At 71.2% G+C, this 16,431-nt stretch carries 15 protein-coding genes and 1 pseudogene; 13 read left to right on the top strand and 3 right to left on the bottom strand.

Going from position 1 to position 16,431, the window contains the following annotated elements:
* Window position 1 precedes the first annotated feature (1 nt).
* Window positions 2-364, bottom strand: a complete 363-nt coding sequence (locus DI276_RS15045) for an ArsR/SmtB family transcription factor (RefSeq protein ID WP_112263965.1) — start codon at window positions 362-364, stop codon at window positions 2-4.
* A 61-nt stretch (window positions 365-425) separates the two neighbouring features.
* On the opposite strand from DI276_RS15045, the gene DI276_RS15040 reads away from it, so the two are divergent.
* Complete coding sequence (locus DI276_RS15040) at window positions 426-2,294, top strand: heavy metal translocating P-type ATPase (RefSeq protein WP_456298520.1); 1,869 nt, start codon at window positions 426-428, stop codon at window positions 2,292-2,294.
* 9 nt (window positions 2,295-2,303) lie between these two features.
* Here the strand turns inward: DI276_RS15040 and DI276_RS15035 are convergent.
* Together DI276_RS15035 and DI276_RS15030 are read right to left on the bottom strand one after the other, a co-directional pair.
* A pseudogene (locus tag DI276_RS15035) lies at window positions 2,304-3,180 on the bottom strand (IS5 family transposase).
* 50 nt (window positions 3,181-3,230) lie between these two features.
* A complete protein-coding gene (locus DI276_RS15030; RefSeq protein WP_112263963.1) occupies window positions 3,231-4,556 on the bottom strand; it encodes an MFS transporter in 1,326 nt (441 codons plus the stop codon).
* A gap of 20 nt (window positions 4,557-4,576) precedes the next feature.
* Between DI276_RS15030 and DI276_RS15025 the strand changes: the two genes are divergently transcribed.
* The 12 genes from DI276_RS15025 to DI276_RS14970 all read left to right on the top strand — a co-directional run bounded on the left by DI276_RS15025 (window position 4,577) and on the right by DI276_RS14970 (window position 16,419).
* Complete coding sequence (locus tag DI276_RS15025; protein WP_112263962.1) at window positions 4,577-4,933, top strand: ArsR/SmtB family transcription factor; 357 nt, start codon at window positions 4,577-4,579, stop codon at window positions 4,931-4,933.
* Between the two features lie 210 nt (window positions 4,934-5,143).
* Window positions 5,144-6,394 carry an ATP-grasp domain-containing protein gene (locus DI276_RS15020; protein ID WP_112263961.1) on the top strand — a complete coding sequence of 417 codons (1,251 nt, stop codon included), beginning with the start codon at window positions 5,144-5,146 and terminating at the stop codon, window positions 6,392-6,394.
* Window positions 6,391-7,179 carry a Rossmann-like domain-containing protein gene (locus tag DI276_RS15015; RefSeq protein ID WP_112263960.1) on the top strand — a complete coding sequence of 263 codons (789 nt, stop codon included), beginning with the start codon at window positions 6,391-6,393 and terminating at the stop codon, window positions 7,177-7,179. The genes DI276_RS15020 and DI276_RS15015 overlap by 4 nt, the downstream gene beginning before the upstream one ends.
* Window positions 7,179-8,228 carry a PLP-dependent cysteine synthase family protein gene (locus tag DI276_RS15010; RefSeq protein ID WP_112263959.1) on the top strand — a complete coding sequence of 350 codons (1,050 nt, stop codon included), beginning with the start codon at window positions 7,179-7,181 and terminating at the stop codon, window positions 8,226-8,228. The genes DI276_RS15015 and DI276_RS15010 overlap by 1 nt, the downstream gene beginning before the upstream one ends.
* A complete protein-coding gene (locus DI276_RS15005) occupies window positions 8,225-9,247 on the top strand; it encodes a dipeptide epimerase (RefSeq protein ID WP_112263958.1) in 1,023 nt (340 codons plus the stop codon). The genes DI276_RS15010 and DI276_RS15005 overlap by 4 nt, the downstream gene beginning before the upstream one ends.
* The gene (locus DI276_RS15000; RefSeq protein WP_112263957.1) at window positions 9,244-10,416 is read left to right on the top strand and encodes an MFS transporter; all 1,173 of its coding nucleotides are present in this window, start codon (window positions 9,244-9,246) and stop codon (window positions 10,414-10,416) included. The genes DI276_RS15005 and DI276_RS15000 overlap by 4 nt, the downstream gene beginning before the upstream one ends.
* Entirely contained in the window at window positions 10,413-11,216 is an 804-nt protein-coding gene (locus DI276_RS14995) for a class I SAM-dependent methyltransferase (RefSeq protein WP_112263956.1), read from the top strand. Before DI276_RS15000 ends, DI276_RS14995 begins: the two co-directional genes overlap by 4 nt.
* Complete coding sequence (locus DI276_RS14990) at window positions 11,207-12,733, top strand: ABC transporter substrate-binding protein (RefSeq protein WP_112263955.1); 1,527 nt, start codon at window positions 11,207-11,209, stop codon at window positions 12,731-12,733. The genes DI276_RS14995 and DI276_RS14990 overlap by 10 nt, the downstream gene beginning before the upstream one ends.
* Window positions 12,730-13,674 (top strand): ABC transporter permease, encoded by a 945-nt coding sequence (locus tag DI276_RS14985; RefSeq protein ID WP_198680643.1) that lies wholly within the window; start codon window positions 12,730-12,732, stop codon window positions 13,672-13,674. The genes DI276_RS14990 and DI276_RS14985 overlap by 4 nt, the downstream gene beginning before the upstream one ends.
* Window positions 13,671-14,444: an ABC transporter permease gene (locus tag DI276_RS14980; RefSeq protein WP_232836665.1), complete on the top strand. Its 774-nt coding sequence runs from the start codon at window positions 13,671-13,673 to the stop codon at window positions 14,442-14,444. Before DI276_RS14985 ends, DI276_RS14980 begins: the two co-directional genes overlap by 4 nt.
* Window positions 14,441-15,859 (top strand): ABC transporter ATP-binding protein, encoded by a 1,419-nt coding sequence (locus DI276_RS52970; protein ID WP_112263953.1) that lies wholly within the window; start codon window positions 14,441-14,443, stop codon window positions 15,857-15,859. Before DI276_RS14980 ends, DI276_RS52970 begins: the two co-directional genes overlap by 4 nt.
* A complete protein-coding gene (locus tag DI276_RS14970) occupies window positions 15,856-16,419 on the top strand; it encodes a GNAT family N-acetyltransferase (protein WP_232836664.1) in 564 nt (187 codons plus the stop codon). The genes DI276_RS52970 and DI276_RS14970 overlap by 4 nt, the downstream gene beginning before the upstream one ends.
* Window positions 16,420-16,431 lie beyond the last annotated feature (12 nt).

Here is a 16,431-nt window from a genome sequence, read left to right as displayed (position 1 = left end):
TTTACACGGTGTCGGCGACGTCGTCCGTGACGCCGAGGCCGAGGTGCTCGATGTGGTAGACCGCCTCGTCGAGCAGCATCGCGACGTGGTTGTCGTACAGGCTGTAGACGATGCTGCGGCCCTGGCGCGTGCCGGTCACCAGGCCGAGCGCCCGCAGCAGCCGGAGCTGGTGCGACACCGCGGACTGCTCCATCTCCACGGCCTCCGCGAGCTCGCCCACCGAGCACGAGCCGTGCCGGAGCCGGGTCAGAATCCGCAGGCGGCTCGGCGTCGCGAGCGCCTGGAGGGTGGCCGCCACCGTCGCCGCCGACTCGGCGTCCAGCTGCGCGGGCGGCGTGCTCCGCCCCTCTACCCCGTGACCCATGGACACATCCTACTCAGTGAACACATGAAGACCTCTTCAGATGTCCATGTATGGTGCACCCGTGACTTCGACGCTCCTCATCGACGCCCCGCACCGCCCGACCACGCCCCGACGACCATCACCGTTCGCCCTCACCGAGGTCCGCTGGGCAGCCGCGGCCACCGTCCTGTTCGCACTCGGCCTCGCCGCCAAGTTCGCGGGCACGCCACCGTGGACGTGGTGGACGTTGCTGCTGGCCTGCTACGTCGCGGGCGGCTGGGAACCCGCGCTCGCCGGCTTCCAGGCGCTGCGCGAGCGCACGCTCGACGTCGATCTCCTGATGATCGTCGCCGCGATCGGCGCGGCCGCGATCGGTCAGGTCGTGGACGGCGGACTGCTGATCGTCATCTTCGCGACGTCCGGGGCCCTGGAAGCCGTGCTCACCCAACGGACGGCGGACTCGGTCCGAGGCCTGCTCGATCTCACCCCGCAGCGCGCCACGTTGCTGTTGGCGGACGGCGGCGAACGGGAGGTCGACGCGGCCGCGCTGCAGGTCGGTGACGAGATCCTGGTGCGGCCGGGCGAACGGATCAGCGCGGACGGCGAGGTGGCCGACGGGCGCAGCGAGGCCGACCAGGCCTCGATCACCGGTGAGTCGATGCCGGCGCCCAAGGCACCTGGTTCCGAGGTCTTCGCCGGTTCGCTCAACGGCACCGGCGTGCTGCGCGTGCGGGTCACCCGCGCGGCGCACGAGACCGTGATCGCCCGCATCGTCAAAATGGTCGAACAGGCGTCCGCCACCAAGGCGAAGACACAGCTGTTCATCGAGAAGATCGAACAGCGCTACTCGGTCGGAGTCGTGGCCGTGACGCTCGCCTTGTTCGCGGTGCCGCTGTTGTTCGGTGCGGCGCTGGAGCCGACGTTGCTGCGCGCCATGACGTTCATGATCGTCGCTTCACCGTGCGCGCTCGTGCTGGCCACCATGCCGCCACTGCTGGCGGCGATCGCCAACGCCGGCAAGCGCGGTGTGCTGGTGAAGTCCGCGGTGGCGATGGAACAGCTCGGCACCGTCAGCACGGTGGCGTTCGACAAGACCGGCACCCTCACCGAGGGCACGCCGCAGGTCGTCCGCGTCACCACCGGCGAGCGCGAAGACGACGTGCTCGTGCTGGCCGCGTCGGCCGAGCAGTTCAGCGAGCACCCGCTCGGCCGCGCCATCGTCGCGGAGGCCAGGACCCGCGGGCTCGCACTGCAGCCGGCCACCGACTTCGCCGCCACGCCGGGCGTCGGCGTGACCGCACTCGTCGGCAGCCAACGAATTTCGGTGCGCAGGCACGACTCCGGCCAGCACGACGACACCGCCGTCCTCGTCACGGCCGGCGAACGCGAGATCGGCGTCATCGAGCTGACCGACCAGCTGCGCCCGTCCAGTGCGGCCGCCGTCCAGCGCCTGACCGAGCTCACCGGACGGAGTCCCGCACTGCTGACCGGCGACAACCACGCTGCGGGACAACGCGTCGCCGACTCGGTCGGCATCATCGACGTGCGCGCGGAACTGCTGCCCCAGGACAAGGTCCAAGCGGTTCAGGAGCTGCCCGGCCAGGTGCTCTTCGTCGGCGACGGCGTGAACGACGCTCCCGCACTCGCCACGGCGCACGCGGGAATCGCGTTGGGACGCAAGGGATCCGCCCTCACCGTGGACACCGCCGACGCCGTCGTGGTCGGCGACGACCTGACCGTGGTGCCGGCCGTCGTGGCCCTGGCCCGGCGCGCTCGCCGGGTCGTGCTCGCCAACCTCACGATCGCGGGCACCGTCATCGTGGTGCTCTCCGCGTGGGACCTGTTCGGCACGCTGCCGCTGCCCCTCGGCGTCGCGGGCCACGAGGGATCCACGGTCCTGGTCGCGCTCAACGGGATGCGGCTGCTGAGCAGGCGGGCTTGGGAGGCCTAGGGCCCGTCCTCAAAGCCAGAGGGTGAGGGTGGCCAGGTCGATCATGGCTTGGTAGGACAGGGCGGTCTTGTCGTAGCGGGTGGCGATCGCGCGGAACTGCTTGAGCCGGTTGGAGCAGCGTTCGACGACGTTGCGGTGCTTGTAGATCACCGGGTCGAAGGCGGGTGGACGGCCGCCCGCCTGGCCGCGGCGAGCCCGGTTGTCGCGCTGGTCGCGGCGTTCGGGGATGGTGGCTCGAATACCGCGCCGACGCAGATGGACGCGAATGGCGCGAGTGGAATAACCCTTGTCCGCGATCACCCGGTCCGGCCGCGTCGCGGGCCTGCTTTGTCCGGGTCGTTGGAATCGGACACGGGACAGCACAGTCTCGAACATGGTGCAGTCGTTGACGTTGCCACCCGTCAGGGCGACCGCCAGCGGACGACCATGACCGTCACACGCGAGATGAATCTTGGTCGAAGGTCCTCCGCGTGACCGGCCGATAGCATGATCATCTGGTTCGGTCTGCCCGCCACACGACCCGCTCGCCCCCTGTGTGGGAACTCCGGCGGCGGGCACCAGCCGCGTGCTGATGGGCACGCACGATGCTGGAATCGACCGACACCTCACGGTCCAGCTCGTCGATCGCTTCCGCGATTACCCGCACCTTCGTCACCAACATGGTCAGGGTGCCGTTGCGTGACCAGCGCCAGAACCGGTTGTAAACCGTCTTCCACGGCCCGTACCGCTCCGGCAGGTCCCGCCACGACACCCCGGTCTTGGCCTTGAACAACATCCCGTTGATCACACGCCGGTCGTCCACCCGAGGACGACCATTCGCCCCCGACGGCGGCAACAACGGCTCCACCACACGCCACTGCTCGTCAGTCAGCTCATGCCTGCGCACCACGACCCAAGATCAAAGCAGATCAGCCACGCTGCCTTTGAGGACAGGGCCTAGCGCGGCCAGCGTTCGTGGTGGTCGTCGATGCGGAACTCGTGGGCGTGCCGGTAGACGCCGCCCGCGAGCACCGCGTCGTGCAGGTGGTCGTGTCCGGCCTGGAGGTCGCAGTGCTCGTGCTCGACCACCGCCGGGTCGTGCCGCGGCCACAACCGGACCGCGGTCAGCGCGCCCGCGGCCGTGATCACGCCGAGCACGAGGAACGCCGTCGTCGGCCCGGCCGCGGTCGCGACCCAGCCGGCCAGCGGGTAGCAGAGCAGCCAGCAGGCGTGCGACAGCGCGAAGTCGGCGGCGAACAACGCGGGCCGGTCGGCGGACTGCGCGGACCGGCGCAGCAGCCGGGCGCCGGGGGTCAACGCGAAGGAGCATCCGGCGCCGATCACCGCCCACAGCACCAGGAGCGCCGGCCAGTGGTCTCCGCCGAACGTGGCACCGATGAGCAGTGCCGCGAGCAAGGCGAGCACCGCGCGCAGCACCACGTCCCGGTCGGAGACGCGGTCGAGGAGCCTGGGCAGCAGCAACGCGGCGGCCAGGGAGCCGACACCGTTGAACGCCAGCGCGACAGCGACGTCGGTGGCGCTGCGGTCGAGCACGTCGCGGACGAGCACAACGGTGTTCACGAGCACCATCGAGCCGGCCGCGGCAGCCGCGAGGTGCACGGCGAGCAGACCGCGCAGCCGTGGCGTGGCGAGGTAGATCCGGATGCCTCTGGTCGTTGCGGCGTAACGACTTTCCCGGCGGGTCACCAGTTCGGGTCGCGGCACGACGGCTGAGCCGACGAGCAGTGCGGAACCGACGAACCCGATCGCCGTGCCCAGGAACAGGTTGCTGGAGCTCGTGAGCACCAGCAAAGCAGCGGCCAGCGCCGGACTCAGCAGGCCCTCGATGTCGTAGGCCATCCTCGAGAGCGTGACGGCGCGGGTGTACTCGCGTTCGTCCGGCAGCACGTCCGGGATCGCCGCCTGGAAGATCGGCGTGAACGCCGCCGACGCCGCCTGCAGCACGAAGATCAGGACGTAGACCTGCCAGACCTGGTCCACCCACGGCAGCGCGACCGCCACCCCTGCGCGCACGAGATCGAGCATGATCAGGACCGCGCGCCGCGGCAACGCACCGAGCAGGGCCGCCGCGACCGGCGCGACGCTGACGTAGGCGACCATCTTGATCGCCAGCGCCGTACCGAGCACGGCGCCCGCGTGCGCACCGGCGATGTCGTAGGCCAGCAGTCCCAGCGCGACGGTCGCCAGACCGGTACCCGTGAGGGCTACGACGTGTGCGCCGAACAGGTGGCGGTACGTGCGATTGCGCAGGACGGCGAGCATGCGTGGCACTATATGTGCTCATGTACGCACGCGACGACGTTGCAACAACGGATCACTGGCAACAGCTACCTTCTGGCACGCACGTCGAGGCGGCCGTCGACGGGTTCCGGATGCTGGCCGACCCGACGCGTTTTCGCATGTTGTGGCTGCTGTGCGGCGGCGAGTACGACGTGACGACGCTGGCCGCGGAGGTCGGCATCGCGCGTCCGGCGGTCTCGCAACATTTGGCGAAACTGCGTCTGACCGGACTGGTCACGGTGCGCCGGGACGGCCGGCGCGCGCTCTACGAGGCACGGGGCGGGCACGTCCGGCGACTGCTGTTCGAGGCCGTGAACGCCGCCGACCACCACCTCACCGGCAAGCCCGACCACGACTGACGGGGAGCTGACAGCGATGGACCAGCGAGGGCGCAACTTCACCCGGATCGTGGCGGCCGTGGCCGTCGCGGCGATCGTGCTGACGCTGCTTTACACGGCGGTGGCGAGCTTCTGATCGACCGTCCCCGGGAGGCGGTAGATCTTTGAAAACGGTAATGATTACCATGTTCCTCAGTCGGCCGCGGGAGTCGCGGCCGAGGAGGGGGACATGTGGCTCACCTGTTGATGATCGAGAGCTGGGTCGGCGCAATGAGCTCGTTGCTGCCCAGGGCGATCAACGAGTCAGGGCACCGCTTCACCTTCATCACCCGCGACCTGCACCACTACCTGCGCGCGGCCCCCGCGCACCCGCATCCGTTGCTGGCCGCGGAGAACGTGCTCACCGCCGAGACCAACGACGTGCCCGCCCTGCTCGACCACGTCGAGCGCCTGCACGCGGTGCTGCGCTTCGACGGCGTGATCTCGTCGTGCGACTACTACCTCCCGACCGCCGCACGACTGGCCGCGCACCTCGGCCTGCCCGGTCCCGATCCGGACGCGGTGGAACGGGCCTGCCGCAAGGACCTCACCCGCACCACGCTCGGCGAGGCCGGTGTGCCCGGTCCGCGCTTCGCCCTCGCCGACGACTGGCCGGCGCTCGCCAAGGCGGCCGCTGACCTGGGTTACCCGCTGGTGGTGAAGCCGGTCGACCTGTGCGCGGGCATGTACGTGCGCAAGGTGGCCGACGAGGCGGGGCTGCGCGAGGCGTTCGGCGCGATCGAGGCGTTCCCGGTCAACGCCCGCAACCAGCCCAGGGTGCGAACGGTGCTGGTGGAGGAGCTGCTGACCGGGCCGGAGGTGAGCGTCGAGACCGTCACCGTGGACGGCACCACGCACGTCGTCGGCGTGACCGACAAGAGCATCGCGGGCGATCCGTGGTTCGTGGAGAGCGGGCACATGTTCCCCGCCGACCTGCCCACCGCCGCGGCGGAAGCGGTCGCCGTCGCCGCGATCGAGGCGCTGGGCCTGGACCGCGGCGTCGCGCACACCGAGGTCAAGCTGACCCCGGACGGCCCGAAGCTCGTCGAGGTCAACCCGCGTCCCGCCGGCAACCAGATCACCGAGCTGGTCCGCCGCGTCACCGGCGTCGACCTGCCCGCCGCGTACGCACAGCTGGCCGCAGGGGAACGACCGGAGCTCCGCCCGGCGGACACCGGTGTCCGCAGCGCCGCGATCTCGTTCCTGCTGCCGCCGCGCTCCGGCCAGGTGTCCGCTGTGCGCGGCGCCGAGACGCTCTCCTCCGCACCTGACGTCGTCGACTGGACGGTCAAGCAGCCCGGCCACCGCGCGGGTGAGCCGACCAGCAACAACAGCTACCTCGGCCACGTCGTGGTGACCGACTCGGCCGGTCTCGGTGCTCGTGCGCGGGCCGAGCAGCTCGTGGGCGGTCTGTCCGTCGAGTACGCCGAGGAGTCCGCGTGACCCTCGCCGATCTCGTCGCACAAGTTCGCAGCAGTGCGTTGGGGCCCGATCCGGCGACGTGCTCGGTGAGCGTCGGGTTCACCACCAGGCAGGGCGCCCGGCACGCCACGCGCGGGCAGTCCTACCGCAACACCGTGGTCAGCCTCCGCGTGGAGGAGGCCGTCGGCTCGTGCGCGGTCGAGGACATCACCGACGGCGAGGTGCACGACTGCGTCGGCGCGTCGGTGCTCGAGCTGCTCGACCACCCGTCCCCCGCCATCCGCACCGCCGCGCTGGACGCCTACCTGGCGCACGTCCGGCCGCACCACCTGTCCGCCACCAAGTCGATCACCGTCGGGCCCGGCAGCTCGCTGGCCAAGTCGATGGCCCGCGCACAGGCCGTGGTGGACCTGCTAGACCCGGCGCCGGGCGACCACGTGCTGGTGGTCGGCGTGGTCAACTCGCTGCTGCACCACCTGCGCTCGCGCGGTGCGACCTATGTGGCGTGCGACCTCAAGGGCGGCCGGACCGAGTGGGACGAGCCGATCGTGACCGAGGCGGCTCTGGACGACTGCGACCTCGTCCTCGCATCGGGGATGACGGTCGGCAACGGCACGTTCGAGCCACTGCTGTCGCGCGCGGTCGCGGCAGGCGCTCCGATGGTGCTGTTCGCGCAAACCGCCGCCGCGATCCTGCCGTGGTTCATCGGGAGCGGCGTGCGAGCCGTGTCCGCTGAGCCCTACCCGTTCTTCTGGCTCGACGGCGGCCCCACGACGATCCACCACCACACGGAGCGTCCGTCGTGATGATCCCGCGACAGAACCGGCACCTGCTCGGGCTGCTCGGCCAGAGCCCGGTCGCCCGCATCGACACGCCACTCCCCCACCGGCACAACGGGTTCTGGGCCAAGCTCGAATGCCTGAGCGCCGGTGGCATGAAGGCCAGGCCGGCCGTGTCCATGCTGCGCGCCGCACGCGACCGCGGCGAGCTGCGTCCCGGCGCGGTCGTCGTGGAGTCGACCAGCGGCACCCTCGGTCTCGGGCTCGCGTTCGCCGGCCAGGTCTTCGGCCACCCGGTGGTCCTGGTGGTGGACAGCGAACTCGAGCCGTCGATGCGCACCATGCTGCGCGCGCACGGGGCCCGGCTGGAGGTGGTCGACCGGCCGCATCCGGTGGGCGGCTGGCAACAGGCACGCCTGGACCGGCTGCAGGCCGTGCTGCGCTCGTACCCCGACGCCTACTGGCCTGATCAGTACAACAACCCCGACAATCCGCGCGGCTACGTCGGACTCGCGCGGGAGCTCGTCGAGCAGCTCGACCAGGTCGACGTGCTGGTCTGCAGCGTGGGCACCGGCGGGCACAGCGCCGGTGTCGTCCAGGAGCTGCGCCGGTACTGGCCCGGCGTGCGGCTGATCGGCGTGGACACCGTCGGCTCCACGATCTTCGGCCAGCCCGCGCGTGTTCGGGTGATGCGCGGGCTGGGCAGCAGCATCCACCCCCGCAACGTCGACTACCCGTCGTTCGACGAGGTGCACTGGCTCGGCCCGGTCGAGGTGGTGGACGCCTGCCGCCGGCTCGCCCGCGACACCTTCGTCACCGGCGGCTGGAGCAGCGGCGCCGTCGCTCTGGTCGCCGCGTGGGCAGCCAGGATCGAGCCGGGCGCGGTGGTGGCGACGATCTTCCCGGACGGCCCGCACCGCTACCTCGGCACGATCTTCGACGACGACTTCTGCACCGCGCGCGGCCTGCTCGGCCGGGCCGCCGACCGCCCGGTGGAGATCGGCGACCCGCTCCGCGTCGAGGCGACGGGCTGGTCGCGCTGCCGCACGGTCGTTGCGCCGCTGGTGCTCGCATGAAGGTTTCCTGGGAGGTCTACGGCCTCGAACTCGGCACACCGCTGCGCATCTCCCGGTCGGTGATGTCGCGGCGCGACGCGGTGCGGGTCGTCGTGGAGCACGACGGGCTGCGTGGGCATGGGGAGGTGGTGACCAGCACCTACTACGGGCTCGACGTTTCGGCGATCACGTCGTGGCTTTCGCGGCTGCTCCCCGTCCTCGTCGGCTCCCCGTCGGTCGCGCTCGACGCGCTGCACGCTGAAGGTGGTGTGCCGTCAGGGGTACGGGCTGCGGTCGACGCTGCGTTGCACGACCTGCTCGCCCTTTCACGCGACGCACCGGTGCACGCCCTCACCGGAATCCCGGTGTGGCAGGACGTTCCGACCGCTTACACCATCGGCATCACCTCGCCGGAGGACGCTGCGGCTCAAGCCGGGGTGTTGGCCGGGCGCGGGTTCTCCGTGCTCAAGGTGAAGGCGGGGGCCGATCCGGACCGGGACGTCGCCGCCGCGGTCGCAGTCCGTGCCGCGGCGCCGGACGCCCGGCTGGTGCTCGACCCCAACGGCGGCTGGAGCCCGGACTCGACGGTGCGCGTGGTGGACCGGCTCACCGCCGCCGGTGTCGTGCTGGACGCGGTGGAGCAGCCGATCCCACCGGGCTCCCCGGACGCGCTGGGGTGGGTTCGCTCGCGCTGTCCCGCGCCGCTGATCGCCGACGAGGACGCCGCCACCGTCGCCGACGTGCGAAAACTCGCGGGTGCGGTGGACGGGGTCAACATCAAGCTCGCCAAGTGCGGAGGGCTGCGGCCGGCGATGGAGATCGTGTCGGCTGCGCGCGAGTGCGGGCTGGACGTGATGCTCGGTTGTCTGGTGGCCAGTTCGCTCGGGATCGCGCCCGCCGTTCACCTCGCCGGGCACGCGCGGTGGGTGGACCTGGACGGGCATCTGCTGCTGGCGCACGACCCGTGGGTGGGCATCGGCGGGGAGGACGGCACGCTGCGGCTGTCCGGGGAGCCGGGGCTGGGGGTGGTGCGGCGATGACCCGGTTCGCGCTGCCCGTGCGGTTGCTGCTGGTCAACCAGTTCGCCGTCAACACCGGCTTCTACCTGCTCATCCCCTACCTGGCCACCCACCTCGGCGGCCTGGGCATGTCCGCGGCCGTCATCGGCGTGGTGCTCGGCGTGCGGACGTTGAGCCAGCAGGGCCTGTTCCTGTTGGGCGGCACCGCGTCCGACCGGCTGGGTCCGCGGGCCACCATCCTCGCCGGCTGCGCGTTGCGGGCGGTGGGGTTCGGGTTGTTCGCGATCGGCGAGTCGTTCGCGGTCGTGCTGGCCGCGTCGGTCCTCAGTGGACTGGCGGGGGCGCTGTTCAACCCGGCGGTGCGCGCGTACATCGCGTTGGAGGCGGGCGAAGGGCGCGCGGAGGCGTTCGCGCGGTTCAACGTGTACGCCCAGGCTGGTGCGTTGTGCGGGCCGGTGCTCGGCAGCGTGTTGCTGTTGTGGGACTTCCGGGTTGCCGCGGTGGTGGCGGCTGGGATCTTCGCGGTGTTGACCATCGCGCAGGCCGTCGTGCTGCCCGCGCGGCCGGCCGCGCGCAAGGGCGGGTCGATCCTCGGGGATTGGCGCGAGTGCCTCACGAACCGGCGGTTCGTCGCGTTCACGTGTGTGCTCAGCGGGATTTTCGTGCTGCAGAACCAGCTTTACCTGTTGCTGCCGATCCAGGCGCAGCAGGCCACCGGGGCGAACGCGGTGGTCGCCGCGCTGTTCATCGTGTCCACGGTCGCGACGCTGCTGTTCCAGGTCCGCATCACGCGCTTGGTGGCGAACAGGAAACGCGGACCGGTGATTGCCGTGGGCATGGCCGTCATGGGTGCGGGCTTCGCGGCGCCGGCGTTGTGGTCCGGGCTCGTGCCGGTGCTCATCGCCACGCTCGCGCTCGCCACCGGCGTGATGATCGCGCATCCGCTGGTCTACGACCTGATTCCCTCGTTCGGCCCGGACAGCTTGGCGGGCACGCACTTCGGCGTGTTCTACCTGGGCTCCGGGTTGGCCGCCGCGCTCGGCAACACCGCGATCGGATGGGTGATCGGGTTCGGTGACCGGCTCGCGTCACTGATGTGTGTCGCGATCGGACTCACCAGCGCCGCGGGTGTGGCGTGGCTGCACTGCCGTGGGGCGCTCACGCCACGACAGCCGGAGGTCGCCCGATGAACCTGCTCACCGACAACCCTGAGCTGTACGAGCACCAGTTCCCCGACCCCGAGCACGGAGCCGCGCGATTCGTGCACGACATCATCACGAGGTTCGACACCACGGGACGGGATCTGCTCGACATCGGCTGCGGCACCGGCCGGGACGCGGGATGGTTGGCCCGCAACGGTTATCGCGTCGCCGGGGTGGACAGCTCCGCGAACATGCTGAAGCACGTGCGCGAGCACCACCCGGAAGTCGACGTGACACAGGCCGACATGCGGGAGTTCGACCTCGGCCGCAGCTTCGACGTCATCACGTGTCTGGACAGCGCGATGCTGTACTGCCACACCAACGCCGACCTCGAAGCGTTCCTGGGTCGCTGCCGCGCACACCTCCAGCCGGGCGGTCTGCTCATAGCCGAGATGCGCAACGGCGCGTTCTTCCTCGGCAACACCGAACTCCTCGACGGCGTGCGCACCCGTTCGGTCACGTGGCGAGGCACCGAGTACACGTCGCACACCGAACTGTGGATCGACCACGCCGCACAACTCCTGCGCCGCAAGCGAACCTGGGAGTGGGCAGGAATCGAGAAACCGCTCGTGCAACGGTCGGCGTGGCGACTGCTGTTCCCCCAGGAACTGCGCCACCTGCTCGACCGAGCCGGGTTCGAGGTGCTCGCGCTGTTCGACGCACCCGGCCCGCGCACCGACCAGCCCTGGACCGCCGACGCCCCGCTGAGCGGCGCGCTGTCCGGCGACCGCCTCCACCTCGTGGCCCGCCGAAGCGGGCACCCCCGAAAGGAACCAGCATGCCCCTGAACCGCCGCGGTTTCCTCGGCCTCACCACCGGCCTCACGGTCGTCACCCTCGCCGGCTGCGGCAGCGGGGCCGCGCCGGCGTCTGCCCCGCGCACCGGCGGCAGGCTCAGAGCCGCGTTCGCCGGTGGTGGCGCCAAGGAGGTCCTCGACCCGCACCTGGCCAACCTGTTCGTCGAAGCCGCCCGGTCCAAGGCGATGTTCGACAAGCTCGCGGACCTCGGCACAGACGTCTCCCCGCAGCCGCGGCTGGCCGAGAAGTGGGAGCCGAACGCGGACCTGACGAGGTGGCGGATCACCTTGCGCCAGGCCAAGTTCCACGACGGCAAGCCCGTCAGAGCCCAGGACGTGCTCGCCAGCTACGCGCGCATCCTCGACCCGAACCGCGCGTTCCGGGCCAAGTCGAGCCTCGCGCTGATCGACCTGCCGAACAGCCGCGCGGTCGACGACCGCACCGTGGAGTTCGCCCTGAAGCGGCCCTTCGGCGAGTTCCCCAACGCCCTCGCCGCGTTCGGCGCCTACATCGTGCCCGAGGGCGCGGAGGACTTCACCAAGCCGGTCGGGTCCGGGGCGTTCAGCTTCGTGTCGTTCGAGCCGGGCAGGTCCGTGCTGCTCAAGCGCAACCCGGACTACTGGGAGGGTGCGCCGCTGCTGGACGAGCTGGAGTTCGTGATCGCCAACGAGGAGTCCGCGCGCACCAACGCGTTGCTGGGCGGTCAGGTCGAGTACGCGCACGACCTGACGCCCACCACCGCGCGCAGCCACGCCGCCGGCGACCGGATGACGATCCACCGCTCCCCCAACAGCGCCGTCCAGGCGTTCGCCATGAAGGTGGACCGGGCGCCGTTCGACAACCGCGACCTGCGCGAGGCGATGTTCCTGCTCGCCGACCGGCCCCAGCTGGTGGAGTCGGTGCTCGCGGGCAGCGGCCAGGTCGGCAACGACCTGTTCGGCAAGGACTACCAGCACTACGCGAGCGACCTTCCCCAACGACAGCGCGACCTGGACAAGGCCAAGTTCCTGATCCGCAAGGCCGGCGCCGAGGGCCTGACGGTCAAGCTCGACACCTCCACGGCGGCGGCCGGCATGGTCGAGGCCGCCACCGTGTTCGCCGACCAGGCCAAGGGTTCCGGCCTGACGATCGAGGTCGTGCAGGGCAACAAGGACAGCTACTGGGCGGACACGCTCAAGAACGGCTCCCTGTCGAGCTTCCGCTCCGGCGCCATGCCCATCGAGACCCACATCGCGCAACGCCTGCTCAAGGGGTCGGGCACCAACGTCACCAAGTGGGCCCGGCCGGAGTTCGACGCGCTGTACGAGAAGGCGGTGTCCACTTCGGACCAAAGCGCGCGAAATGATGCCTACCGCGAGATGCAGCGGGTGCTGCACGCCGAGGGCGGCTACCTGATGTGGGGCTTCGCCGACTGGATCGTGGGTGCGAAGCCGAACGTCGGCGGCATCTCCACCGCACCGGCCAACACGCTGGACTGGGCCCGCTTCGACAAGGTGTGGCTGGGGTGACGCTGGCGTCCTACACGGTCCGGCGAGCCGCGCTCGGGCTGGTGCAGGTGCTCGCCGTGGTCACCCTCGTGTTCTTCCTCGTCGAAGCACTGCCGGGGGACGCGGCGGTGGCCTTGGCCGGCGACAACCCCGACCCCGCGCGGATCGCCCAGATCCGCGCGGCCATGGGCCTCGACCGGCCGACGCTGGAGCGGTACGCGGAGTGGCTCCTCGGTTTGCCGCAGCTGGACTTCGGCGTGTCGCTGGTGTCGGGCCGGCCGGTCGCCGACTTCCTGTTCGGTGGAATCGGACCGACCGTCGCACTGGCGGCGCTGACCCTGGCGCTGCTGGTCCCGATCTCGGTGCTGGTCGGCGTCCTGGCCGCGGTGCGCGAGGGCAGCCTGCTGGACCGGGCGCTGACGTCGGTCAGCGTGGCGCTGCACTCGATCCCCGAGTTCGCGCTCGCCGTGGTGCTGATCGCGGTGTTCGGCGTGCAGCTGGCCTGGCTGCCGCCGACCGCGGTCGGCGCGGACCTGTTCGCCCAGCCCGCGGTGCTGGTGCTGCCGCTGGTGGTGCTGCTCGCCCGGCCGATCTGCTCGATCAGCCGGCTGGTGCGCGCGGGCATGGTGGACGCGCTGGCGTCGGACTACGTGCGGCACGCCCGCCGGCTGGGGATCGGTGAGACGCGGGTGCGGTTCGCCCACGCCCTGCCGAACGCGCTGGCGCCGGCGGTGCAGCAGGTCGCGCGGACCACGGACTGGTTGCTGGGCGGCGTGATCGTCGTCGAGGCCGTGTTCGTGATCCCCGGCCTCGGCACCGTCCTGGTCGACTCCGTGGCTGCCCGCGACCTTCCGGTGGTGCAGGGCCTGGCCGTGGTCTTCGCCGTCACCACGGTGGCCGTGAACCTGCTGGCGGACCTGGTGGCGTTCCGGCTCGCACCGCGCGCGGAGGTGGTCGCGTGAAGCGCGCGGGCATCGGCGGGCTGCTGATCGCGGTGCCGCTGGCGTTGGCACTGCTGGGACCGCTGTTCGTGCCGGACGAACAGAAGCGTGGCGCTCCGTTCATGCCGCAGGGCTTGTTGGGCACCGACTTCGTGGGACGCGACGCCTGGTACCAGGTGCTCGCGGGCGGCCAGACGGTGGTGCTCGTGGCGTTGCTCGCCACCGTGCTGTCCTATCTGGCCGGTGTCCCGTACGGCGTCCTCGCGGCCACGACCCGGCTGCGGCTGGTCGACGAGGTGCTGATGCGGCCGCTGGACGTGCTGTTGGCGGTGCCGTCGTTGCTGGTGCTGATCCTCGTGGCCGCCATCGCAGGGCCAGGCCTCGCGGTGCTCGTCGGCGTGGTCACGCTCGTCAACTTCCCCGACGTCGCCCGCCTCTCGCGGGCGACGGCACTCGAGATCTCCGGACGGCCCGCGTTGGAGGCGATGCGCATGCAGGGCGAGTCGTGGTGGCAGACTTCGATCGTCTACACAGGACGGTCGATGCTGCGCACACTCGCCGCCGACGTGGGCGTCCGGCTCACGTCGGCGCTGTACCTGGTGGCATCGGCCAGTTTCCTCGGTGTCGGTGTACGGCCCGACGCCGCCGACTGGGCCGTGATGGTGGACCGCAACCGAGGAGGGTTGTTCCTGCAACCGTTGACCGTAGTGGTGCCGGCACTGCTGATCGTCGCGTTGTCCGTCGGGCTGAACCTGGTGTTCGACCGCGCGCTGCGGAAGGTGCGCACATGACCCCCGTCGTGCACGTCGAAGACCTGTGTGCCGAGGCAGGCGGACAGGTCCTGCTCGACCGCGTCAGCTTCGCGCTGTCCGCCGGCCGCGTGCTCGCGCTGGTCGGCGCCTCGGGCAGCGGCAAGACCACCACCGGCCTCGCCCTGCTCGGCGAACACGGTTCCGGCGTCGACGTGAGCGGACGCGTAGAGGTGCACGGACGCGTCGGGTTCGTGCCGCAGCAACCCGCCTCCGCGCTGAACCCGGTGCGTCGCATGGGCGCCGTGTTCCGCGAGATCGCCGCACTGCACGAAGGTGATCCCGCAGAGTTGGTGGCGACGGCGCTGCGCCGGGCGCGAGTTCCTGCCGATCTGCTGCGCCGCTACCCGCACCAGCTCTCCGGCGGCCAGCAGCAGCGGGTCGTGCTCGCCCAGGCGCTGGTGGGCGACCCGGCGGTGCTGGTGGCCGACGAACCCACCACCGGGCAGGACGCCCTGACCCGCGCCGAGGTCGTGGACGAGCTCAGCGCCGTGGTCGCGCAGGGCGTGGCGCTGGTGCTGCTGACGCACGACGTCGAGGTGGTGCGGGCGCTCGCCGACGAGATCGTGGTGCTGCGCGCGGGTCGCGTCGTCGAAGCCGGCCCCGCGCACGAGCTCCTGACCAATCCCCGCGAGGACTACACCCGCGCGTTGCTCGACGCCGCGCCGCAGGTGTTCGCCGACGTCCCCGAGCGGGCGCCTCGCCTGCGGGCGCGCGGCCTGACCGCGCGGTACCGCAACGCCACCGTCCTGCACGACGTGGACCTCGACGTCGGCGAACGGCTGGCGATCGTCGGCCGGTCCGGCAGCGGCAAGACCACCCTCGGCCGGTGCCTGGCGGGTCTGCACCAGCAGGCCACCGGCGAGGTGCTCCTGCACGACCGGGCGCTCGCCCGGTCGCTGCGCCGCCGGCCGCGGGCCGCACTCGCCGCCGTGCAATACGTGTTCCAGGACGCGCGGGGCTCGTTCGACGAACACCGCTCCGTGCTCGACCAGGTCGCCAGGACCGCGGTGCGGCTGCGTGGAGTGCGGACCGCCGAGGCACGTGCCGCGGCACTCGCCGCGCTGGGCAGGGTCGGCCTGGGCGAGGAGACGGTCCTCCGGCGGCCGCGCGGCCTGTCCGGCGGCGAGCTGCAACGGGCCGCGCTGGTGCGTGCGTTGCTGGCCGAACCCGAAGTGCTCGTGTGCGACGAGATCACCTCGGGCCTGGACGCGGTGACCCGCGCCGACTTGCTCGACCTGCTCGCGAGCGTGCCGTGCGCGCTCGTGCTGATCAGCCACGACCTCGACGTCGTGGCCCGCCTCGCCGACCAGGTGGTCGTGCTCCACGAGGGCCGCGTCGCCGTGCACGGCCCCGTCGCGACCACCCTGGACGGCGCGAAAGAGAGGATGAAGTGAACAAGCACCACCCAACGGGGTCCTACGACGTGCGGCCGGCGACTCCCGCCGACCTGCCAGGAGCCCGCAGCGTCATGCTGGACACCTTCTACCGCGAGTTCGGCCACGGCTACCGCCCCCAGTGGCACACCGACGTGATCGACCTGGCCGGCACCTACCTCGACACCCCGCGGCACGCGCTGTTCGTCGCGGTCTGCGGCGACGAGGTCGTGGGCACCACGGCCGTGCGCGCCCAGGGACCCGCGAGCCCGCCCCATCCCGCCTGGCTCGCCGAGCGGTACTCCGGTGACCGGACAGCGCAGCTCTTCCGCGTGTACGTCCGGGCCGAGCACCGGCGTCGCGGCCTGGCGCGCGCACTCGTCGACGCCGCGGTCCGGTTCATCGCCGAAACTCCCGGCTACGAACAGATCTACCTGCACACCGACACCCGAGTGGCCGGTGCGGAGGGGTTCTGGCGTTCGGTCGCGGTCGAGGTCTGCGACGCCCGTGACGGCGACCCGGACCGCAACCAGACCGTCCACTTCGAAATCCCCGTTCCCGCCCTCGCCAGGACGACGTGACGCCGGTCCACT

It is taken from the genome of Lentzea terrae, assembly GCF_003265345.1.
In the GTDB taxonomy this organism is placed as follows: Bacteria; Actinomycetota; Actinomycetes; order Mycobacteriales; family Pseudonocardiaceae; genus Lentzea; species Lentzea terrae.
The sequence above is the reverse complement of the archived record's forward strand: the minus strand, read 5'-3'. Positions and strand labels throughout refer to the sequence as shown.